Origin of the sequence: Spirillospora sp. NPDC047279 (genome assembly GCF_040643285.1) — a bacterium.
Lineage (GTDB): Bacteria > Actinomycetota > Actinomycetes > Streptosporangiales > Streptosporangiaceae > Spirillospora.
In genome coordinates this window covers 209115-230357 of record NZ_JBEYUA010000011.1, presented here as the reverse complement: position 1 = coordinate 230357, position 21243 = coordinate 209115, and the positions used below count along the sequence as shown (strand labels likewise).

General features: G+C 74.3%; 14 protein-coding genes. 9 read left to right on the top strand and 5 right to left on the bottom strand.

Annotated features, from left to right (window positions below):
- Positions 1–299: 299 nt before the first annotated feature.
- Positions 300–2420, top strand: coding sequence for a LuxR C-terminal-related transcriptional regulator (locus ABZ810_RS28090; RefSeq protein ID WP_358408305.1), 2121 nt, complete (start codon positions 300–302; stop codon positions 2418–2420).
- On the opposite strand, the gene ABZ810_RS28085 is transcribed toward ABZ810_RS28090, so the two are convergent.
- On the bottom strand, positions 2413–5088 hold the full coding sequence (locus tag ABZ810_RS28085; protein ID WP_358408302.1) for a LuxR C-terminal-related transcriptional regulator: 2676 nt from the start codon (positions 5086–5088) through the stop codon (positions 2413–2415). The genes ABZ810_RS28090 and ABZ810_RS28085 overlap by 8 nt on opposite strands.
- Before the next feature lie 220 nt (positions 5089–5308).
- Here ABZ810_RS28085 and ABZ810_RS28080 point away from each other — a divergent pair, with 220 nt between their 5' ends.
- A complete protein-coding gene (locus ABZ810_RS28080; RefSeq protein ID WP_358408299.1) occupies positions 5309–5602 on the top strand; it encodes a hypothetical protein in 294 nt (97 codons plus the stop codon).
- Positions 5603–5680: 78 nt separating this feature from the next.
- Here the strand turns inward: ABZ810_RS28080 and ABZ810_RS28075 are convergent, their stop codons facing one another.
- On the bottom strand, positions 5681–6100 hold the full coding sequence (locus ABZ810_RS28075) for a hypothetical protein (RefSeq protein ID WP_358408296.1): 420 nt from the start codon (positions 6098–6100) through the stop codon (positions 5681–5683).
- A gap of 150 nt (positions 6101–6250) precedes the next feature.
- Here ABZ810_RS28075 and ABZ810_RS28070 point away from each other — a divergent pair, with 150 nt between their 5' ends.
- The gene (locus ABZ810_RS28070; protein WP_358408294.1) at positions 6251–9100 is read left to right on the top strand and encodes an AAA family ATPase; all 2850 of its coding nucleotides are present in this window, start codon (positions 6251–6253) and stop codon (positions 9098–9100) included.
- A 37-nt stretch (positions 9101–9137) separates the two neighbouring features.
- On the opposite strand, the gene ABZ810_RS28065 is transcribed toward ABZ810_RS28070, so the two are convergent.
- A complete protein-coding gene (locus tag ABZ810_RS28065; protein ID WP_358408291.1) occupies positions 9138–11918 on the bottom strand; it encodes a hypothetical protein in 2781 nt (926 codons plus the stop codon).
- A 52-nt stretch (positions 11919–11970) separates the two neighbouring features.
- The gene (locus ABZ810_RS28060; RefSeq protein WP_358408288.1) at positions 11971–12756 is read right to left on the bottom strand and encodes a hypothetical protein; all 786 of its coding nucleotides are present in this window, start codon (positions 12754–12756) and stop codon (positions 11971–11973) included.
- Between the two features lie 259 nt (positions 12757–13015).
- Between ABZ810_RS28060 and ABZ810_RS28055 the strand changes: the two genes are divergently transcribed.
- A complete protein-coding gene (locus tag ABZ810_RS28055) occupies positions 13016–14503 on the top strand; it encodes a hypothetical protein (RefSeq protein WP_358408285.1) in 1488 nt (495 codons plus the stop codon).
- An 11-nt stretch (positions 14504–14514) separates the two neighbouring features.
- Here ABZ810_RS28055 and ABZ810_RS28050 read toward each other — a convergent pair whose 3' ends face one another.
- The gene (locus tag ABZ810_RS28050; RefSeq protein WP_358408282.1) at positions 14515–15318 is read right to left on the bottom strand and encodes an IPT/TIG domain-containing protein; all 804 of its coding nucleotides are present in this window, start codon (positions 15316–15318) and stop codon (positions 14515–14517) included.
- 112 nt (positions 15319–15430) lie between these two features.
- Here ABZ810_RS28050 and ABZ810_RS28045 point away from each other — a divergent pair, with 112 nt between their 5' ends.
- From ABZ810_RS28045 to ABZ810_RS28025, 5 genes are all read left to right on the top strand, one after another.
- Entirely contained in the window at positions 15431–16096 is a 666-nt protein-coding gene (locus ABZ810_RS28045; RefSeq protein ID WP_358408279.1) for a TetR/AcrR family transcriptional regulator, read from the top strand.
- A gap of 108 nt (positions 16097–16204) precedes the next feature.
- Positions 16205–17902, top strand: a complete 1698-nt coding sequence (locus tag ABZ810_RS28040; RefSeq protein ID WP_358408277.1) for an ExeM/NucH family extracellular endonuclease — start codon at positions 16205–16207, stop codon at positions 17900–17902.
- Positions 17903–18067: 165 nt separating this feature from the next.
- A complete protein-coding gene (locus tag ABZ810_RS28035) occupies positions 18068–18382 on the top strand; it encodes a hypothetical protein (RefSeq protein WP_358408274.1) in 315 nt (104 codons plus the stop codon).
- A 122-nt stretch (positions 18383–18504) separates the two neighbouring features.
- Complete coding sequence (locus ABZ810_RS28030; protein WP_358408272.1) at positions 18505–20136, top strand: serine/threonine-protein kinase; 1632 nt, start codon at positions 18505–18507, stop codon at positions 20134–20136.
- A gap of 90 nt (positions 20137–20226) precedes the next feature.
- Positions 20227–21228, top strand: coding sequence for an LLM class flavin-dependent oxidoreductase (locus ABZ810_RS28025; RefSeq protein WP_358408269.1), 1002 nt, complete (start codon positions 20227–20229; stop codon positions 21226–21228).
- The last annotated feature ends 15 nt before the right edge of the window (positions 21229–21243 follow it).

The window sequence follows — 21243 nt, the reverse complement described above, 5'->3', positions numbered from 1 at the left end:
GAGGCGGGGAAGGCAACGACACGTCCCCGGTGATCGGGTGCACGTCGCACGAGGGGAGCTTGACGGCTGGACACGGTGAACGGACCATCGTCATGTATCAAGATCCCGACTGGAAGGTCGGGTTGATGATGAGAGCGATCCGACGGCGCAACAGGATCACGCCACGGCGAGGCTCCGGTCCCCCCGGAGACGAGGCGGCCGCCACGCGGCACCGGCCTCCCGACACGCGAGCGGAGTGGGTGGAACGCCCCGTGCTTCTCCGGCTACTGGCCGGACGGCGGCGCACTCGTGTGGTCCTCGTGTGCGCTCCACCGGGGTACGGCAAGTCCACGCTGGTGGCGCAGTGGCTGGCGCGTCCGGAGGAGTCCAGGCCGTCCGCCTGGATCTCCTTCGACGAGGGGATCAACGACGCGCGGGCGTTGTGGACGGAGATCGCGGCCGGCCTGAGCGAGGCCTCGGGCCGCGACGACCCGCTGCGGACGATGCCGTCCGGCAACGGGTCCGCCCAGCCCGAGGGTGACGACTCCCTCCAGCAGCTCCTCACCGAACGGCTCGCGCAGGGCGACGCCCCGATGGTGCTCGTGCTCGACGGGTTCGACGCCGTGCGCGACCGGGAGTGCCTGACGCAGATGGCCCGGTTCATCGCCGGCCTGCCGCCGCGGCTCCAGCTGGTGCTGGTCGCGCGCGCCGAGCCCGCGCTTCCGCTGAGCCGGCTGCGGATCTCCGGCGAGCTCGCCGAGGTGCGCGCCGCCGAGCTGGCGTTCGGCCGGGAGGCGACGCTCCGGCTCGTCCAGCGGGTGAGCGGCCTGCGGCTCGGCCTGCCCGAGGTGGACGAGCTCCTGCGCCGCACCGAGGGCTGGCCCGCGGGAATCCATCTGGCCGCGCTCTCGCTGCGGGACGCCAGCGACCCGGCGGCGGTCCTGCGGCGGTTCGGCGGCGACGACCGCAACGTCGTCGACTACTTCACCGACGAGGTGATGCGCACGCTGTCGCCCGAGACGCGCGGGTTCCTGGCGCGCACCTCGATCCTCGACCGGCTCAGCCCGCCGCTCTGCGACGCGGTGGCGGGCACCTCGGACGCCGCCGCGCTCATCGAACGGCTCGAACGCGCGAACCTCTTCGTCGTCCCGCTCAACGGCAACCGCAGCTGGTACCGCTACCGGCGGCTCTTCCGGGAGTTCCTGTTCGACCGGCTGAGCCTGGTCGAGTCGGCCACGGTGCCGATGCTCCACCGCCGCGCCGCCTCCTGGCACGAGCTGGAGGGCGACATCGAGGCGGCGGTCTGCCACATGCTCGCGGCGGACGACGGCGACGGCGCCCTCCGGCTGATCATCCAGGGGTTGCCGCGGCTGGCGCCGACCGGCCGGCCGGCGACGCTGCACGGCTGGCTCAGGGACATCGGGGACGACCGGCTGGCGGCCCAGCCCGCGGCCGCGATCTGCGCCGCCCGGGTCGCGGCGCTGAACGGTGACCGGCACGGCACCCGGCACTGGCTCGCCGTCGCGGAGGGCTTCGGGCTTTCCAGCGGGCCGCTGCCCGACGGCACGCGTGAGCTGCGGTCCGCGGTCGCGCTCGTCCGCGCCGAGTTCGGGTTCGACGGGGTGCGGTCGATGCTCACCGCGGCTGAGACCGCCGTGGCGCTCGAGGACGACCCGGCGTCGCCGTGGTTCGCCCAGGCGCGGCTCCTCCTCGGGTACGCCCGTTACTGCGCCGGGGCGTTCGACCTCGCCGTGCTGCCGCTGAAGGAGGCGGCACAGAGCCAGGCCGGCATTCCCACCGCGCGGCCCCTCGCCCTGTCGGTGTTGTCGCTGGTCGAGGGTGAGCTCGGCCGGGTCGGGCAGTCGGACGAGCTCGCCCTGGTCGCGCGCCGCGAGGTGGACGTGCTCGGCCTGCACGACGCCGCGGAGTTGTCCCTGGCCTTCATCGCCTCCGGACTGGCCGCGGCGCGTGACGGCAAGGCGGAGAAGGCGCGGGCGGAGCTGGGGCACGCGCTCCGCATCAGATGGCGGATGGTGGGCCTCTCCGACTGGCCCACCGTGCACAGCCTGCTGGCGCTCGCCGGGCTGGAGCTCGACATGGGCGATCCCGAACGTGCCCGCGTTCTCCTGGAGCAGACCGGGGAGCTGCTGACGCCGCCCGCCGATGACCACGCCCACCTCACCGCCCGGCTGGCCGACACCGAACGCCGCCTCGCCGAGCTGACCCGGACGAGCCGGATGACCGTCGAGCCGCTGACCGAACGCGAGGAGGCCGTGCTCCGGATGTTGCCCGGCGGCCTCTCGCAGCGCGACATCGGTGAGCGGCTGTTCGTGTCCATCAACACCGTCAAGTCGCACACCCGCGCCATCTACCGCAAGCTCGGCGCCACCTCGCGGGGCGACGCCGTCCGGCGTGCCCGCGAGCGCGGCATCCTCAAATGAGCGTCAGCTGGCGGGCACGGCGCACCGCGTCGCCGCGCCGCGTCACCGCCAGCTTGCGGTAGATGCTCTTGAGGTGCGTCTTCACCGTGTTGACCGAGACGTACATCTCCAGCGCGATCTCCTCGGTGGTGAGCATGCCGGCGAGCAGGACGAGGACCTCCAGCTCGCGTGCGCTCAGCCGTTCGACGATCTCGGGGTCGGCGGGTTCGGAACGTCCCTCGGGGCCCACGTTCAGCGAGTCCAGATGCCGCTGGTGCGCGCGCTGCAGCTCGGGATCGTGCCGCAGCACCGGGGCGAGCCAGTGGAGGGCCATGGCGAAGGGCAGCAGGATGTGCTCGCGCTCGGCGAGACGCAGCGCCCGGTCCAGGGAACGCCTTCCGTGCGAGGTGTCGGCGGAGCCGTAGGCGATCTCGGCGTCGAGCAGCCAGGCCGCCACCCGGACGTCCGGCGGGATCGACGCCGACCCCGCCAGGGCCGGGCGCAGCGTGCGCGCCGCGCGCTCCGGCTCGCCGCCCGCCAGCTGCGCCTGCGCCCGCACGACGACCGCCTCCACCGGTTCGGCGCCGCCGTGCCCGTCGAGCCCGTCGAGCGCGCCGAGGGCCGCGGCGGCGTCGCCACGTTGCACGTGGGCCGCCGCCTCGACGACGAGGAGGCGCCGCGACAACCAGCGCGGCGGGTTCGTGGCCTGGGCCGCGGCGAGCCGGTCCAGCGCCAGGTCCGGCCGGCGCGCGGCCAGCGCGGCCCGCCCGCCCACCAGGCCGTGCAACGCGGGCAGACAGGGGTCGGCCGGGCGCCGCCCGTCCTCCCAGGACTCCCGGAGCGCGAGGTCGGCCCGGTCCAGCTCGCTCCCGGTCTCGGCCGGCTCGTGGCGTTCGAGGCTCACCCAGGCGCGGGCGAGGTGCGCGGACGCGGCCATCCGGCGCGCCTCCTGCGCCGCCTTGCCGGCGTGCTCGGCCGCTCGTTCGAACCGCCCCGACAGCAGCTCGACGAGCGCCAGGCGGCCGAGGTTGTCGCGCCGCGTGTAGTCGGCCCCGCAGTCCGCCGACGCGCGGATCGCGGCCGTGAACGCGCCCGCCGCCTCCGCCAGCCTTCCCGCGGCGAAGTCGGCCGTCCCGCGCGCGCCGCTGATCAGGGCGCGCAGCTCGGGACGGCGGGCCACGAGCTCGTCGGGGAACCCGGCGAGGAGTTCCTCGGCCGTCGCCAGCGCGGCGCGCAGCGACGGCTCCTCGCCGGACGGCCGGTGGGCGGCCCGCGCGATGCGCAGGATCTCGATCGTCAGCCGGTCCGCGGCGTTCGGTGCCGAGCCCGTCCCCGCGCCCGGTTCCGCGCTCGACTCCGCCGACACGGCCACGGCCCGGCCGAGGGCCCGCGCGCACCCGCGGTCGTCACCGCGCCCCAGCGCCGCGGTGGCGGCCACGAGCGCGGGCGCCGGATCCGAGGCGGAGGTGATCACGTTCTCCGGCATGGTGAGGAAGATCTCGCCGAGGGTGGGATCGCCGCGGAGACCGAGGACCTCCCCCACGGCCAGCTCGTCGACGACCGACCGGCAGGCATAGGTCCAGTCGCCCGCCTGGACGGCGTGCCCCACCGCGTCGGCGAGCAGCCCCTGGCCGCTGAACCAGCGGGCCGCCCGGCGGTGCAGCACGGCCATCTCGCCGGGCATCTCGTGCCGCAGGAGCAGCCGCAGCCCTTCGGCGAACATGTGGTGGTACCGGTACCACTCGTCGCCGGCCGGCATCACGAAGGAGTTCTCCCGGACCAGGGTGGGGAAGACCGCGGAAGCCTCCGGGCCGGCGAGCTCGAGTGCCAGCCCGGCGGTGAACCGTTCGGCGACGCTGGTACGGAGGAGCACCCGCCGGACCTCCTCCGGCTGGGTGTCCAGCACCTGTTCCAGGAGATACCCGACGACCGCGTGGTCGTCCCCGGCGAACCGTGCCACGAACGTCAGCGGGTCGGACCGGCGTTCCATCGACATGGCCGCCATCCGGAGGCCCGCGGCCCAGCCCTCGGTGCGCCGCAGCAGCGCGTCGAGCAGCCCGCCCGGCAGGTCGACCCCGTGCTGGGCGAGCAGCGCCCTGCCCTCGCGCTCCCCGAACGCCAGGGCGTCACCGCGGATCTCGGTGAGGCGCTGCGCGAGGCGGTACCGGTGCAGGGGCAGCGGCGGGTCGTGCCGGCCGACCAGCACCAGGCGCAGGGACGGCCACGCCGCCTCGATCAGGGCCGCCACCCCGGCCGCCACGCCGGGGCACAGCGGCGCCTGGAAGTCGTCCAGCACGAGGATCACCGGGTCCGGCCGGCCGGCCAGCGCCGCGGCCAGATCGGCCAGGAACAGGTCGCCCGCCCCGCCCGGGCGGTCGATCACCGGCGTGAAGCCGGGCCCGATCGCCCCGGCCAGGGTCAGCGCGTCCACCACCCGGGACCAGAACCGGGCCCGGTCGAGGCCGCGCTCGCACGTCGTCCAGGCGAGCCGGCCGACCGGATCGCGCCGCCCCGCCCATGCCGCCACCAGTGCCGTCTTGCCGGCCCCCGGTGGGCCGGTGACGACGGTGAGAGGTCCGCGGACCCCGCGTTCCAGCCGTGCCGTGAGGCGGGGGCGTTCGATGATCCAGGACTGCCGGACGGGAATCGTGATCGTGCTTGGCGGGGTGTGGAACGGCGTCACGGACATGGCCTCCCCCTCGCGGGTCTTGGGAGCGGCCGCCCATCCGGGTCGGCTCCGTCAATGTCCGTGGCCATCGGGTGACCGGTCATCACCCCCGGGCGGTCTCACCCGGGTGAGATCCGGTGCCGGTCACCCGCCGAGAGTGAGCCGTTCACCTGCCGGTTACACGGATGCTCGCGCCAGGGTTCGTTCCGTCGCGGCTTCAGGGAGGGAACGGGGAATCGACGTGGAGAGATCACGCTACGAGTTCCGGATCAGGGGCCGCGTCAGCGACGCCTTCCTGGGGGCCTTCGACGACCTCACCGTCACGGTGCGGTCCGCGGAGACGGTACTACGAAGTGACGGCCTGGACCAGGCCGGGCTCTACGGCGTGCTCGGCCGGATCCAGTCGCTCGGATTCGAGCTGATCGGGGTCCGCCGGCTCCCGCCCTCCCAGGACGACGAGGACACCGGGGATGCCGAGGACACTGAGGACACCGAGGACACCGAGGACACTGAGGACACCGAGGACACGGCATGAGCACGGAGCAGGGGCGGCCCGTCCTCGGGCCGCCCCTGCTCCTGAACCGGTGCCGTTGCCGGTGTCACCGGGGTCGTGTCATTGCGGGACGCGGCGGGCGTCCTCGCGCCCGTAGACGCAGAGCGCCCAGATCACGAACACGTCGAGCGCGATCAGCAGGAGCGACCAGAACGGGTAGTACGGGATGAAGAAGAAGTTGGCGATCCCGCTCGCCACCGCCAGCGCGATGCCGATGATCCGTGCCCAGAGGCGGCCCGAGATGACCGCACAGCCCGCGGCGGCCACCACGATGCCCAGGATCAGGTGGATCCAGCCCCAGGCCGTCGCGTCCACCTCGTAGGCGTAGTTGCGGTTGACCACGTAGAACTCGTCCTCCAGGATCGCCGCGAACCCGGCGATCGCGTGGAACACGCCGGCCATGATCATCATGATGCCGGCGAAGAGAACGAAGCCCACCGCCCATCCGGAGACCGGCTTGCGCTCCGCTGTCCCTGCCATGGGTACCTCCAATGCCGAGCCGCCGCGGCCTCCGCCGCGCGGCGACCTCCATGGAAAGCCCAGCCCCGCCAGGGCTCATCACCCCCACGGGGTGACCGGCTCCCGCGGCCTCCGTGCCAAGGGGCCCGGCGCCGATGGCATATTGATGAGGTGAATGTCAGCTTGGTGAGCCCGGTGCTGGTCGGGCGGGGTGCGGAGCTGGGCACGCTCGACGCCGCGTTCGCCGAGGCACGGGCCGGGCGGGCCCGCGCGGTCCTGGTGGGCGGCGAGGCCGGGGTGGGCAAGACCCGCCTGATGCGCGAGTTCGGGCGCCGCGCCGAGGAGGCCGGCGCGCGGCTCCTCGTCGGCGGCTGCCTCGAGCTGGGCGTGGACGGTTTCCCGTTCGCCCCGTTCACCGCGGTGTTGCGGCGGCTCGTCCGGGAGATCGGCGCGGACGGCGTCGCCGAGCTGGTCGGCGGGCGCACCGCCGGGCTGGCGCGGCTGCTGCCCGAGTTCGGCGAGCCGGGCGACGACGACGGCACCGGGCAGTTCCAGGCACGGCTGTTCGAGCTGGTGCTGACGCTGCTGGAACGGCTCGCCGCGGCCGGGCCGGTGGTGCTGGTGATCGAGGACGCGCACTGGGCCGACCGGTCGTCGCGCGACCTGCTGGCGTTCCTCGTCCGCAACCTCGGCGCGGTCGGCGCGCTGATGATCGTGGTCACCTACCGGTCGGACGAGCTGCACCGCACCCACCCGCTCCGCCCGATGCTGGCCGAGCTCGACCGCGTCGACCGCGTGGGCCGGCACGAGCTGGGGCGGCTCTCGCGGCGCGAGGTCGGCGAGCTGATGACCCGGCTGCGGCCCGGCGGCGAGCCCGGCGCGGACCGGGTCGAGGCCTTCTACACCCGCAGCGAGGGCAACCCGCTGTTCGTCGAGGCGCTCATGGAGGCCGACGGGCAGATCGCCTGCGAGCTGCCCGAGTCGCTGCGCGACCTGCTGCTGGCCGGCGTCCAGCGGCTGCCGGACGAGACCCAGGAGCTGCTCAGGATCGCCTCCGCGGGCGGCGCGCGGATCGAGCACCGGCTGCTCGCCGCGGTGAGCGGGCTCGGCGAGGTCGGCCTCAGCCGCGACCTGCGCCCCGCGGTGGCCGGCAACGTGCTGGCCGTCGACGGCGACGGCTACGCGTTCCGGCACGCGCTGATCCGGGAGGCGCTGCACGACGACCTGCTGCCGGGCGAGCGCACCCGGCTGCACACCCGCTGCGCCGAGGCGCTGGAGGCCGATCCCTCGCTCGTGCCGCCCGGCCGGGCCGCCGCCGAGCTGGCCTACCACTGGCATGCCGCGCACAACGTGGAGTGGGCGCTGATCGCCGCCTGGCGGGCGGCGAAGGAGGCCGACCGCGCCGCCGCGTACGCCGAGGACCTGCGCATGCTGGAGCGCGTCCTGGAGTTGTGGGACCGCGTCCCGGACGCCGCCGCCAAGATCGGCGAGCCGTACGACACGGTGCTGGAGTACGCGGTGACCGCCGCCGACCGGGCGGGCGACAGCGAGCGCGGGATCCGGCTCGCCACCGCGGCGCTGCGCGAGGTCGACGACCCGCACCGGCGCGCGTTCCTGCTCGAACGGCGCGGCCAGATGAAGCACCGCGCCGGGCATCAGAGCTGGCTCGACGACCTGCGCGCCGCGATCGAGCTGATCCCGCCCGAGACGCCCGCCGTCTCCCGGGCGCGCGCGCTGGCCGGGTTCGCCCAGTACGTGTTCATGGGCAAGGCGAGCGAGGAGGCCCAGGCCGCCGCCGAGGAGGCGCTCGCCGTGGCGGAGAAGGTGGGCGATCCGCAGGCGCAGGCGAGCGCGCTGCTCACGCTCGCCTGCCTCCAGGAGGACTCCCTGGCGTACGCCGCCCAGAACGTCGAGCTGATCGACCGGGCCGAGCGGATCGCCGCGGCGCACGGCATCGACGAGCAGCACGTGCGCTCCTACATCAACCGCACCCACTTCCTGGAGGGCTCCGGCCGGCACGCCGAGGCGGTCGAGACGGCCCGCCGCGGCCTGGAGCTGACCCGCGAGCTGGGCCGGTTCCGCGCCCAGGGCACCTTCCTGTCGATCAACTACGCCGAGTCGCTCTGCTCGCTGGGCCGGTGGGACGAGGCGCTCGGCGTCATCGAGCTGGCGCTGGAGAGCGATCCGCCGCGACCGCACCGCGCCGGCCTGCTCGAACTGTCCGGCGCCATCTTCCTCGCCCGCGGCGACCTGGCCGAGGCCCGGCACCGCACCGCCCTCTGCCGCCAGACCCGCGCCTGGGAGATCGACCGCAGGCTCCAGGAGTACCTGCCCATGGTGCAGCTCGAAGCGGAGCTGATGCTGGCCGAGGGCCGGCGGGCGGAGGCGCTGGCCCATCTCGCGGAGACGGCGCGCTATGTCGGGCGGCCCGACGACGCCCGCTACGCCTGGCCGTGCCTGGTCGTGGCGGCCCGCGCCGCCGAGACCGCCGAGGAGCTGGCGCCGTTCACCGAACGCGCCGCCGCCACCAGCTCGTACGGCCCGCTCCAGGAGGCGTACCGCGCCACGTTCGACGCCGAGAGCGGGCACGGCGGCTGGCAGGGCGTCATCGACGCCTGGGAACGGCTCCAACGGCCGCACTCCCTGGCCCGGGTCCTGGTCGGCGCCGCCGCCCACGCCGCCGCGCACGGTGACCGCGACCTGGCCGCCGCCCGCCTCGACCGTGCCGCCGCCCTCGCGACCGAGCTGGGCGCGGCCCCGATCCTCGCCGCGGCCAAGGACCTGGCGGGCCGCGTCGGCACCGCCCGGCGCACCGACGCGGCGCACGGCCTGACCGCGCGCGAGCTGGAGGTCCTCCGTCACCTCAGCGTCGGCCGCTCCAACAAGGAGATCGCCGAGCGCCTCTTCATCTCCGCCAAGACCGCCAGCGTGCACGTCAGCAACATCCTGGCCAAGCTCGGCGCCGCCAACCGCACCGAGGCCGCCGCCACCGCCCGCCGCATGGGCATCCACCCCGGCTGACCGATCGGCCGCCGGGCCCAGGCGTGCGGCCCCGGGGTCAGGAGCCGCGCACGGCGGGGCTGTTGGCGCTCGACCAGAGCGCGGGCCAGCCAGCCTGTGCCAGCCACCGGGCGGGGGCGCGCAGGCCGTCGGCGGCGATCCGTTCCCAGAAGACGTCGGTGTCGGCGCCCAGCTCGCGGGCCTCGGCGAACGCTCGTTGCCAGGGCCCGTCCTCGTCGCTGAGCGTGGACGCGGGGAAGCCGGGGATCTCGACGGCGCGGGGCGGGGCGATCGGGGTGAGGGCGATGCCCGGCGCGCGGCAGGTGACGGCGACGATCAGTGCGCAGAGCATCGGAGCCGGGGTGCGGTGGGTGACCGTGAGCGCGTCCTCGCAGGCCAGGTCGCCCATCGCGGCGCGGATACGGCGGGCCATCAGGCCGAGCGAGTAGGCCGGCGCCACCGGGATGAGGCGGACGAGGCGGCGGTAGCCGCGCGGGAGCGGCCCGCCGTCGAGCAGCAGGTCGAGCTGGTCGGCGAAGTGCTCGCGGACGACGGCGTCGAGCGGGCGGACCGCGGTGGCCGTCCACAGGTCGACCGGGTCGGCCCGCCGGCAGGCGGCCTTGAGCTGCGCGGGCTCCATCCGGCGCAGCCGGGTGAGCGCGGCGTCCGGCTCGGTCCCGGCGAGGGCCGCCAGCGTGCCGAGCACGGCGGGGGTGACCTGGCCGGCCCAGGCCTCCTCGGCGAGCTTGCCGAGCCGGGGGCCCACGCTGTGGACCAGCTGCGGGCGCACGGGGCCACGGCGCGCGGGCGGCTCCGGGTCGGCGGGCGGCTCGGCGAGCGGGTCCGGCGCACGCCCGGGAAGCGTCGCCACCCAGCGGCGGAACCGCTTGTCGAGCGTCTCGTCGGGGGTGTCGTTGAACCGGGCGGCGATCTCGCGGACCCGCCATCCCGTGCGGGTGGGGACCAGCTCGGCGTTCACCAGGACGCGGTCGTCCTTGTCGTGGAGCGCCGAGAGGACGACCTGGCCCTTGGTGGCCCACTCGACGTAGTGCGGGCTGGCGATGCAGTTGCCCATGTAGTCGGACCACGCGGCGAGCGTCCGGGCCGTGCGCGCCGGGCGGAAGCGGGCCCCGGTGCCGGGGACGAGGGTGCCGTCGACCGCGGCGAGCGGCGGCGGGACGTCGAACTCGCCGCTGAGCGCCTCGGCGATGGCGGTGCCCGCCCGCAGCCCGGTGACGTAGTCGTCCCAGGTGCGCGCGCCCTGCACGGGCCCGCCGAGCGCGACGAGCTGCGCGGCGCCGGAGACGGCGAGGGTGATCGAGTCGAGGCGCGGTGTCAGCGGCTCGGGCTCCGGCCCGGGCTCGGGCGGGTCGTAGTCGTACCAGGGGTACCCGGCCCGGATCTCCGCCGCCTCGTGACCGTGGAGGACGGCGAGCGCGTCCAGCAGGTCGGCGTACCAGAGGAAGTCGCCCACCACCTCCGCGATCACCGGGTCGGCCTCCACCCGCTCGGAGAGCGGAGGCCCCTCGCCCGGCAGCCGGTGGTTCCACGGGTCGCCCCAGGATTCGGGCGGCCGGACGAAGCCGATCTTCTCCCGCCAGGGCCACAGGGTGAATCCGGCCCACTCGGTCAGCACGTCGTGCGGAACGTGCAGCTCCTGGTCGAGCACCTTGCGGATCTCTTCGGCGGTGACCACCGCGTAGTCGCGCGCCCGGGCGAGGCGCTGCTGGGCGTAGCGGGCGAGCCGGTCGTCGCCGGGCTCGCGCCTCCCCATCTCGCGGTGCAGGTCGCGAACGTAGCGGATCGGTCGCGCGGGCAGCCCGGCGGACTTGCGCGTCTCGACGTGCTCGTCGGCGAACTGGCTCGCCGCGGCGGCGACGACCGCGCCGGATCGGGCGAGGCCCTCGGCCATGCCGTGGTCGGCGATCGCCGTCGCGGTGCGCACCAGGGCGGTCGCGGCGAACGCGTCGTGCATCAGCCGGTTGAGCACGAGGTACCAGTAGTGGTCGGGCGCCGTCCAGCGGGCCAGGGCGGCCGGGGAGGGGTCCATGTCGTTCAGGGCGTATCGGGCCTGCCAGAGGATCTGCTGGTCCTCGAACTCCTGGCGGCGGGCGCGCAGGTCGTCCACCCGCCCGTTGCGGCTCTGCCCTGCGAGCCGCCGCTCCCGGCAGGCCCGGCCGGCGAGGCGCGTGGCCGCGTGCTCGGACGCCCGCGCCCACAGGTCGAGGAGCAACTCCAGGCGGCGCGGCCTGGGCAGCGGCTCCAGCACCTGGCGCAGGTTGTCGCCGAGGACGGACGGCAGGCCGCCGGGGATCAGGTCGGCGCCGTCGGGCTCTTCGAGGGCCAGGACACGTTCGAGCTGTTCGGGCCCGAGCAGGTCGCTGGCGGCCGAGGCCAGGTGCAGCGCGGGCCAGCGGCCCTCGGTGATCGCGCGGGTGGCGGCGGCGCCGACCCGCTTGGTGGCGTCGGGGCCGAACAGCGCGACCAGGACGCCGGCGCGCGGGCCGAGCCGTCCGGCGTCCACCACGCGCAGCGCGGCCAGGACGGCGTCGCGCTGGTCGCCGCGGGCGCCGTCGAGCCGCGCCGACCGGAAGCCGTCCCCCAGGTCGACGCCCGCGCCCGCCGCGAGGGCGCCGCCCGCCCTGACCAGAGCGGCCAGGTCGGCGAGCGCGCGCCGTACCGTCTCGTCGGCGGCGTCTTCGGGGCCGAGCGCGACCGCGGTGCCGGGCGCCGCACCGCCCTCGTCCGTGACGCGGACAGGCCCGGACGCGGAGGTCCGGCGGAACCAGGCCCCGAGGCCCGCCTCCGCCACCACGCCGCCCGTCAGCCGAAGTCTCATTCCGGACATCATGGCCGAGCGCGACGGCTTGACAGAAGCGAATTAGCGCATTTCAGGGGCGACGGCGCGGACGGCCGTCTGGATTGTCGCCCTTGTCACGGTTACGCGGCGGCTCCGCCTCACGGCGGCGATGGCGCGAGGGCTCCGGACTCCGCGCCGCGGCGGCGCGGGGCGGCTTGTCGACGCCGGCCGCGGCCGGGGACACCGGCCCCGTCCCGGTCGCCGGCCCGGACGCGGCGGCGTCCGGCCGGGCCCCGTCGGCGGGCGCGTCGTCGAGCAACCCGGCCGCCTCCAGGTACGCACGGCCGCGCGGGGTGACGTCCCAGCAGTTGCGCCGCCACTCCTTGCGCCTCCACACGACACCGGCCGCGAGCAGGCGCCTGCCCACCCGGCTGACCTCGGTCTCGTCGGCGCCGAGGCGCCCGGCCAGATCCTGGTTGGACAGGCCCGGGTCCTTGGCGACGGCGACGAGGAACCTGGCGGCGTGACCGCCCGGCTGCAGGCCCAGTTGCAGGCCCGACGGCAGGCGGCGCAGCGCCCAATGGGCACAGTCGATCAGCCCGAGGATGCGGCCGCGCTGCTCGCGGCGCTCGCCGTCGAACGCCGGAACGTCGTGGTAGTGGGTGCGGTGGAACCACTGCAACCCGTCCTTGACCTCGACCAGAGCGGCCTCGTCGGCGCTCAGGGAGGCGTCCGTGATGAGCATGCCGAGGGCGCTGAAATGGCCGTCGGTGATGCTCTTGGACTGTTCCATCGAATCGAGGACGCGCCGGGCCTCGGCTCGCCGGCTCCGGTCCGCGCCCTGTCCGCGCTCGCGGGTGACACTCAGGTCGTCCACGGCTCACCCCTGGCTTCCGACTGGCTTGAGCCTGGACTCAGACTCTGCCTGGACACCTACCAGAGTGCGGCCATGCCAAGTGAATGTCAAGTGAGGACCTTTGGCGGTACTTCTTCACCGGACCGTGACCCACCGTGACAACTTCCGGCGGCCGTTCTGCATCACATGACACTGAGAGGTCCCATCGCGAGAGTTACCATCGAGCGACCAACGGTGACCTCCGCTCCGCCCTCCCACTCCCATCCCCGGACGCACCAACATGACGGACCCGCTGACGGCTCCCGCCGTCGCGCCCTACCCGGCCGATCCCGCAGACCTCTTCGTCGTCCTCTATGACGAGCTGCCCGACTCCCTCTTCCGCGGCTGGCGGGTCATGGAGTGGTACGGCAGCGACGACGTGCAGGACCTCGCCACCAAGATCTCCGAAGCCGTGCTGGAGTACGGCGAGCTCGCCCCCGAGGACGCCGGCCGGATCATCGCGCGCGACGGGCACCGTGGCCGCTTCACCATCCTGCTCGGGCTCGACATCGCGCTCGCCCACGTCAACCCGTACGGGCCCTACCACGAGGCCGCGGGCCTGAGCTGGCTCGGCTACCGGGCCCAGTACGAACGCGGCCACCTCCTCAACAACCCCGACGAGACGGCCGGCGCGCTGCTGCCGCGCTGCGCCTACCCGGGCCGGCCGATCGGGCTGCGCCGCAAGGACGAGTTCTTCGGCGTGCACCGGATCCCGCCCGAGCAGTGGAACTCGATCGACTACCGGGTGCTGGAGCCGGCCAGGGACGCCTACGTCAACCGCGACCGGCCGGTGACGGTGGCGTGCGCGCCGATCCTGGAGACCTATGACGACGTGCGCGTCGACTTCGAGGAGCACCACGGGTTGACCGTCTACCGTCTCGGGCCGCGCGACTCGGGCGCGCTGCGCGAGCGCATCAGGCGCGTCCTCGAACGGCTGGACGCGTCCGGCGCGACGCTGGCCGTGATGCCCGAGGCCACGCTGGACGACGGCCTGCTGGAGCACTGGAAGGACCTGGTCTGGCAGACCGCCGGCCGGGAGAGCTCCCTGCGCTACCTGCTGCTCGGCAGCGGCCCGGTCGGCGGCGGCGATCCGCCGGCCAACCGCGCGGTGTTCCTCGACCGCTGGACCGGCGAGGAGATCCTCGTCCAGGACAAGATGGCCTGCTTCATCATGGACGAGCGCCAGATGCGGTTCTGGCGCGTGCCCGGCCCGCCCTCCGGCGGCCCGGCCGAGGAGTACATCACTCCGGGCTCGACGATCGGCCTGGTCGACGCCGACCTCGGCCGGCTGGCGGTGCTGATCTGCGAGGACCTCACCCGTTCGATCGACTGGGAGCGCGAGCTGCGTGCCTGCGGCGTCTCGCACCTGCTCGTGCCGATCTTCTCCAAGCCGATCCTGGAGCACCGCTGGGAGCACCAGGCCGCCGACCGCGAGGTCACCCTGCTGGGCAGCTGGGTGGTGGTGTCCAACAGCCGCGCGGTCGGCAACGAGATCCCGGCCGAGCAGCTCAAGGGTCGCCGCTTCACCTGCCTGATCGCCGGGCCCGACGACCTGCGGCGCACCACCTACGACATCGGCGTCCAGCTGGGCGCCGCCGCGACCGCCGGCGAGCTCGGGCTCGTCGAGGTGAGCGAGGACGGGCACACCCGGCACGAGCTGCCACGGGTGCTGCCCGGCGCCGTGCAGGACATGTGGCACGACCACTGGCCCACGCCCGGGAGCGGCTGAGCGCCCGCGCGTCAGGCGTGCGGCGCGTCCCGGTCGACGGTGAACTCCATCGGGCTGACGGCCGACCCGGCGGGCGTGACGACGACCGGGCGGCCGCTCGCCGCGTTCGCCGGCACCGTCACCCGCACGAGCTCGTCGGACACGTCGGTGGCGGGCGCGTCGGCCGCGCCGAACCGCACCGACGTGGCCGACCCGAGGCCGACCCCGTGCAGCGTGACCAGCGCGCCGATCACGCCGGAGGCCGGTTCGAGCGAGCGCACCTGCGGCGGCAGCGCCTGGTCGCGGCCGGCCTGCGCGGGCGCGAAGAGCGTGCCGAACACCGCCCGCAGCTTCTCCGCGGTCTCCTGGGAGAACAGCCCGACCATCGCCGCGATGGCGGTGATCCCGTACGGGTTGATGTCCGCCGACCCGCCGGCGGGCGAGGTCAGGCCGCCGCGCAGCACCAGGTAGACGACGAGGCCGAACGCCGCGCCGATGAACGGCAGGAAGAGGTACATCATCAGCCAGCTGCGCTTGAGGGTGCGGTTGCCGACGTACCAGTAGAGCGAGCGCAGCGCGTGCAGCGTGCCGCCGATCGCACCGGCCGCGAGCACGATGACGAACAGGCTCGTCTCCCGCGACACCCGCGGCGACCAGCCGAACAGGTGCACGGCCTTGTGGCTCGGCGGCTCGAGCCCGGTGCGGGCCGCGGACGGCGGCCACGCCTGGACGAGCACGATGGTCAGCGCGCTCGTGAGCAGCACCAACAGCACCGCGATGACCACGATGTCGCGGACCCGGGCGAACCCGGTCCCGACCGGCGAATCCTGTCCCAACGACAGCCACCTCCGCCGTGGTCATCGGCCCGTCCGGCGCGGGTGTTTCGCCCGGGCACGGCACGGGCCGCGGCGAGACGGCCCGGTTCGCCGCTCGGGTAGGTTGCCGGTCATGAGCCCGGCCAAGGCGCCCGACCCGGCGCGACGCAGCGAACGTTCCCGCCAGGCGATCCTCGCCGCCGCGCGCGACCTGCTCCTTGAAGTCGGGTACGGCGGCGTGAGCATCGAGGCGGTCGCGGCGCGGGCGGGCGTGGGCAAGCAGACGATCTACCGGTGGTGGCCGTCCAAGGGCGCGGTCCTCTTCGACGCGCTGCTGGCGCTCTCCCAGGGCGGCGACGGGATCGCGGCGCTGCCCGACACCGGCGACGTCGAGGCCGACCTGACGACCGTGCTGCGCGCCACCGTCGCCGAGCTCACCGACCCGGCGCTCGACCACATGACGCGCGCCCTGGCCATCGAGGTGCAGAACGATCCCCGGCTCGGCGCCGAGATGGTCGAACGGCTGCTCGGCCCGCAGCTGGAGGCGACCAAGGACCGGCTGCGCGCGGCCCAGCGCGCCGGCGGCCTCGACCCGGCACTCGATCTCTCCGTCGCCGTGGAGCTGGTGTTCGGCCCGGTCTTCCACCGCTGGCTGCTGCGCACCGCGCCGCTCACCCCGGAGTACGCGGACACGGTCGCCGCGCTGGCCGTCCGCGCGATGCGCCCTGCTGTTCCGCCGGCCGTTCCGCCGGCCGTTCCGCCGGCCGTTCCGCCGGCCGGTCCCCCCGGTCCCGGCTGACCCAGAAATCCCCCCAAGACTCCATTTTTTCGTCAATCCATTACAAATTGGTGGAGTCTTCACCAACGGTTCGGTAGATCGCGCCGGGTCCGTCCTAATGTCCGGCCCATGCGCCGAACAGCAGCAGCACTCGCGACCGCACTGGCGGCCGGGCTCGTCACCACCGCCGGGCTCCACGCGGCCCAGGCGGCCGAACCCGAGCCGTGCGCCACGCCCGCCACCCACCAGATCGCCGAGGTCCAGGGGGCCGGGACCGCGACCCCGCTCAACGGGCAGACCGTCCGGGTCGAGGGCGTCGTCACCGGTGACTTCCAGGCGGCGGACCAGCTCAAGGGCTTCTTCGTGCAGGACCCGACGCCGGACGCCGACCCGGCGACCTCCGACGGGCTCTTCGTCTACTCGACCACCGACGTGAAGGTGGGCGACCGGGTCCTGGTCACCGGGAAGGCGATCGAGTTCAGCGGCCTCACCGAGCTCTCCCCGGCGACCGCCGTCGACGTGTGCGGCACCGGCACGGTCAAGCCCGGCAGGGTGCGCCTGCCGCTGCCCGCGGGCACGAGCCTGGAGTCGTACGAGGGCGTGCTGGTCCGGTTCCAGCAGAAGCTCACCGCGACCGAGACCTACCAGCTCGGCCGGTTCGGCGAGGTGACGCTGGCGGCCGGCGGGCGGCTCTTCCAGCCGACCGACGGCCACGGCGGCACCCAGGCGGGCAACGACGCGCGCCGCCTGCTGCTCGACGACGCCTCGACCGTGCAGAACCCGGCGAACGTGCCGTTCACCAGCCCGCGCGCGCTGCGCATCGGCGACACGACCGCGAACCTCACCGGCGTGCTGAGCTACGGCTTCAACCTCTACCGGCTCCAGCCGACCGGGACCGTTCGGTTCGCCCGGACCAACCCGCGCCCCGAACGCCCGGAGAACGTCGGCGGCGACGTCAAGGTGGCGAGCTTCAACACGCTCAACTGGTTCACGACGCTCAACGAGCGCGGCGCCAACACCGCCGCCGAGCAGGAGCGCCAGATCACCAAGCTGGTCGCCGCGCTCAAGGGCCTGAACGCGGACGCGGTCGGCCTCATGGAGGTCGAGAACAACGGCGACACCGCCGTCGGGGCGCTCGTCGAACGGCTCAACGCGGCCGTCGGCGCGGGCACGTACAGCTGGGTCAGGCACCCGAACCCGGGCACCGACGCGATCCACGTCGCCCTCATCTACAAGCCCGCCAAGCTCACTCCGGCGGGCGCGGCGCGCTCGTCGGACGCCCCGGTCTTCGAGCGCCCGCCGCTCGTGCAGACCTTCCGCCGCGCCGACGGCAAGGGCGCGCCGGTCACGGTCGTCATCAACCACTTCAAGTCGAAGGGCTGCGACGGCGCCACCGGTCCCGACGCCGACCAGGGCGACGGGCAGAGCTGCTTCAACGCGCGCCGGGTCACGCAGGCCACCGCGATCGCCGAGCTGGCGAAGGGCGAGACCAACCCGCTCGTGCTGGGCGACCTCAACGCCTACGCCGCCGAGGACCCGATCAAGAAGCTCACCGCGAGCGGCCTGACCAGCCTGACCGAGCGGTTCGTGCGGCCGTCGCAGCGGTACAGCTACGTCTTCAACGGCCAGTCGGGCGAGCTCGACCACGTGCTCGCCGGCGGCGGGCTGGCCCGCCGGGTGAGCGACACCACGATCTGGCACATCAACAGCGACGAGCCGCTGATCCTCGACTACAACACCGAGTTCAACCCGCCGTCGCTCTACCGGCCGGACGCGTTCCGCTCGTCCGACCACGACCCCGTCCTGGTCGGCCTGCGCCTGCGCTGACGCGCCGCTGACGGAGACGGCACATTCCGAGCCGGTCCGGGCGATCCCGCGGGATCGCCCGGACCGGCCGCTCTTACGCTTCTTTTACCTCCCGGGCATTCCCCGAACCCGGTTCGGCGGCTTACGATCACGCTCCCACCCCTCCGTGTGAGCGAGGTCACTCCGATGAACGCGACCGCCCCCGCCGCTCCTGCCCCCGCCCCCACCGGATTCGGCCTCGGCATCGGCCCCGACGGCACCTACACGCGGGGAGCGCAGGTCATCGCGTTCCTGTTCGGCGTGTGGACGATGCTCCTGTTCTTCCCGCTGCTCATCGTCGGCGCGATGCTCTACACCAACGCCGAGGCGAAGTTCCCGACCGACCCGGGCCGTGCCCGCAAAATGGTGCTCTGGTCGTGGCTGAGCGTCTCGATCCTCCCTCCCGTCGCGCTCGCCGTCGCGGGCGGCGTCGGGTTCGCCATCGCCGCCATGACGAAGTGAGGAAATGACCGCGAACCAAGGCGTGTCCCCCGCGCATCGAACGTAGGGAGGCCGGGCAGGCCGTCCCTTCGCTGGCCGGGTCCAGCGGCGGCCAGCGAAGCCCGGCGGGACGGGGCACACGCATGGTGGCGGTTCTGCGCGACGGCGATCCTCACCGGATCGGCGGGTACGAACTGGCCGGCAGGCTCGGCGAAGGCGGCCAGGGCGCCGTCTTCCTGGGCCGCGAGCCGGGCGGTGGAGTGCAGGTCGCGATCAAGCTGCTGCACGCGGAGCTCAACGACAACGAACGCGCGCGGGGACGTTTCCTGCGCGAGTTCGAGGTCGCCATGCGGGTCGCGCCGTTCTGCACCGCGCAGGTCCTCGACGCCAGCGTGGAGGACGGCCGGCCGTACATCGTCAGCGAGTACGTGCCCGGCCCGTCGCTGCACCACCAGGTCTCGACGGAGGGACCGCTCACCGGCGGCGCCCTCCAGCGCGTGGCGGTCGGCACCGTGACCGCGCTGGTCGCCATCCACCAGGCGGGCGTCGTGCACCGCGACTTCAAGCCGGGCAACGTGCTGCTCGGCCCGGCCGGCGCGCGGGTCATCGACTTCGGCATCGCCCGCGCCCTCGACGCGACCACCAAGACCGGCGGCATGGTCGGCACCCCGGTCTACATGGCGCCCGAGCAGGTGCGCGGCGAACGCGCCGGGCCGCCGATCGACGTCTTCGCCTGGGGCGCCACGATCGGCTTCGCGGCGAGCGGGCGGGCGCCGTTCGGCGCCGACACCCTGCCCGCGGTGATCAACCGGGTGCTGAACGGCGAGCCCGACCTCGCCGGCCTGGACGGGCGCCTCCGCGAGATCGTCGAACGCTGCCTCGTCAAGGACGCGTCCCGCCGGCCCGAGGCGCGCGACATCCTGATGTTCCTGCTCGGCCAGCCCGAGTCCGCTCCGGCATCCGCGCCCGCCCCCTCGCCCGCGCCCGCTCCCCACCAGACGCAGACCTCCGCCATGCCCGCCGCGGCCTCGGCTCCGCCGCCCGTTCCGGCTCCGATGCCGGACTCGGAGATGACCGGGATACTCCAGGCGGGCCACGACCTGGCGGCGCAGCGCACGCCCGAGAGCACGCTCCCGCCCGGCGTTCCTCCCCAGGCCGCGCCCCTGCCCGCCCCCATGCCCCCGCCCGCCGCGTTCCACCAGCCCGCCCCGATCCAGCACCAGCCCGCCCCGATCCAGCAGCAGCCCGCCGCGTTCCATCAGCCCGCGCCCGCCGCCCGGCACCAGCCGACACCGCTCCAGCACCAGATCACGATCGACCCGTTCGCTCAGCAGCCGCTCCAGCCGGCGAAGAAGAGGCCCGGCAAGGTCGTGCTCTGGGCGGCGTCCGCGACCGTCGCGGCGGCGCTCCTGACCGGGCTCGTGCTGCTGGCGCCGCACTTCCAGCGGGACGCCCAGGGCAAGATGACCGACCAGCACACGCCCCTGCCGACGGCGACCACGTCGCAGACCCAGGAGACCTCGCAGACCACGCCCACGACCTCAACGCCCACCCGGTCCACGCCGACCGAGACCTCCGGCGGCTACACCGAGCCGCCGACGCCCACGCCGAGCTGGACGCCCAGCTGGACGCCGACCCCGACGCCCACGGGGCACAGCCCGACGCCCGACCCCACGCCGACGCACACCTCCACCTCCGACCCGTGCGACGGCGACTACCCGCCGAGCGGCTGCTCGGGCGGCGGCACCGACGGCGGCGGAGGCGGGGGCTACTGATCACGAGGTCCTCCGGTCACACGGTGTGACATCGTTCTCACCACACGCGAGCCGGGAAGATCAGGGAACGTCCGCCGGTTGTCACCGTTCATGAGCGTTCCCTTCTCGGTCCTGGACCTGTCCCCCGTCGTGAGCGGCTCCACCTCGGGCCAGGCCCTGCGCAACACCCTCGACCTGGCCCGGCACACCGAAGGTCTCGGCTTCCACCGCTACTGGCTGGCCGAGCACCACGCGATGCCGGGGATCGCCAGCTCCGCGACGGCCGTCCTCATCGGGCAGGTCGCGGCGGCGACCGAACGGCTGCGGGTCGGCTCCGGCGGCATCATGCTGCCCAACCACGCGCCCATGGTGGTGGCCGAGCAGTTCGGGACGCTCGAAGCGCTCTTCCCCGGCCGCATCGACCTCGGCCTCGGCCGCGCCCCCGGCACCGACCAGGCCACCGCGCTCGCCCTGCGCCGCTCGCCGGAGGCCCTCTCGGTGGACGACTTCCCCGAGCAGGTCCACGAGCTGCGCGCCTACTTCGGCGAGCAGAGCAAGGTCACCCCGGCGGCGGGCAACGAGCCGCCGGTGTGGCTGCTCGGCTCCAGCGGCTACAGCGCCCGGCTGGCCGGGCTCCTCGGCCTGCCGTTCGCGTTCGCGCACCACTTCAGCGCCGAGAACACCCTCCCGGCCCTGCGGGTCTACCGCGAGTCGTTCCGCCCCGGCGCCCTCCAGGAGCCGTACGCGCTGATCGGCGTCTCGGTCACCGCCGCCGACACCGACGAGCGCGCCCAGGAGCTGGCGCGCCCGCAGGCCCTGTCCTTCCTGCGCCTGCGCCAGGGCCGCCCGGGTCCCCTCCCGACTCCGGAGGAGGCCGCGGCCCACCCGTACAGCCCGCTGGAGCGCGAGTTCATCCAGTCCCGGGCCGACTCGCAGGTCGTCGGCGGCCCGGAGACCGTCCGCCGCCGGATGGACACGCTGCTCGCCGACACCCGGGCCGACGAGGTCATGGTCACCACGATGGTCTACGACCACGCCGACCGGCTCCGTTCCTACGACATCCTCGCCGAGCTGTACGACCTCGCCGAGACGCCCGCCGCCGCCACCGCCTGACCGGCCGCCGTCATC

What these genes read in the sequence shown, in the direction of transcription:
- ABZ810_RS28085 (WP_358408302.1), bottom strand. Translation starts at nt 5,088, where the DNA reads ATGTCCGTGACGCCGTTCCACACCCCGCCAAGCACGATCACGATTCCC.
- ABZ810_RS28075 (WP_358408296.1), bottom strand. Translation starts at nt 6,100, where the DNA reads ATGGCAGGGACAGCGGAGCGCAAGCCGGTCTCCGGATGGGCGGTGGGC.
- ABZ810_RS28065 (WP_358408291.1), bottom strand. Translation starts at nt 11,918, where the DNA reads ATGAGACTTCGGCTGACGGGCGGCGTGGTGGCGGAGGCGGGCCTCGGG.
- ABZ810_RS28055 (WP_358408285.1), top strand. Translation starts at nt 13,016, where the DNA reads ATGACGGACCCGCTGACGGCTCCCGCCGTCGCGCCCTACCCGGCCGAT.
- ABZ810_RS28045 (WP_358408279.1), top strand. Translation starts at nt 15,431, where the DNA reads ATGAGCCCGGCCAAGGCGCCCGACCCGGCGCGACGCAGCGAACGTTCC.
- ABZ810_RS28040 (WP_358408277.1), top strand. Translation starts at nt 16,205, where the DNA reads ATGCGCCGAACAGCAGCAGCACTCGCGACCGCACTGGCGGCCGGGCTC.
- ABZ810_RS28035 (WP_358408274.1), top strand. Translation starts at nt 18,068, where the DNA reads ATGAACGCGACCGCCCCCGCCGCTCCTGCCCCCGCCCCCACCGGATTC.
- ABZ810_RS28030 (WP_358408272.1), top strand. Translation starts at nt 18,505, where the DNA reads ATGGTGGCGGTTCTGCGCGACGGCGATCCTCACCGGATCGGCGGGTAC.
- ABZ810_RS28025 (WP_358408269.1), top strand. Translation starts at nt 20,227, where the DNA reads ATGAGCGTTCCCTTCTCGGTCCTGGACCTGTCCCCCGTCGTGAGCGGC.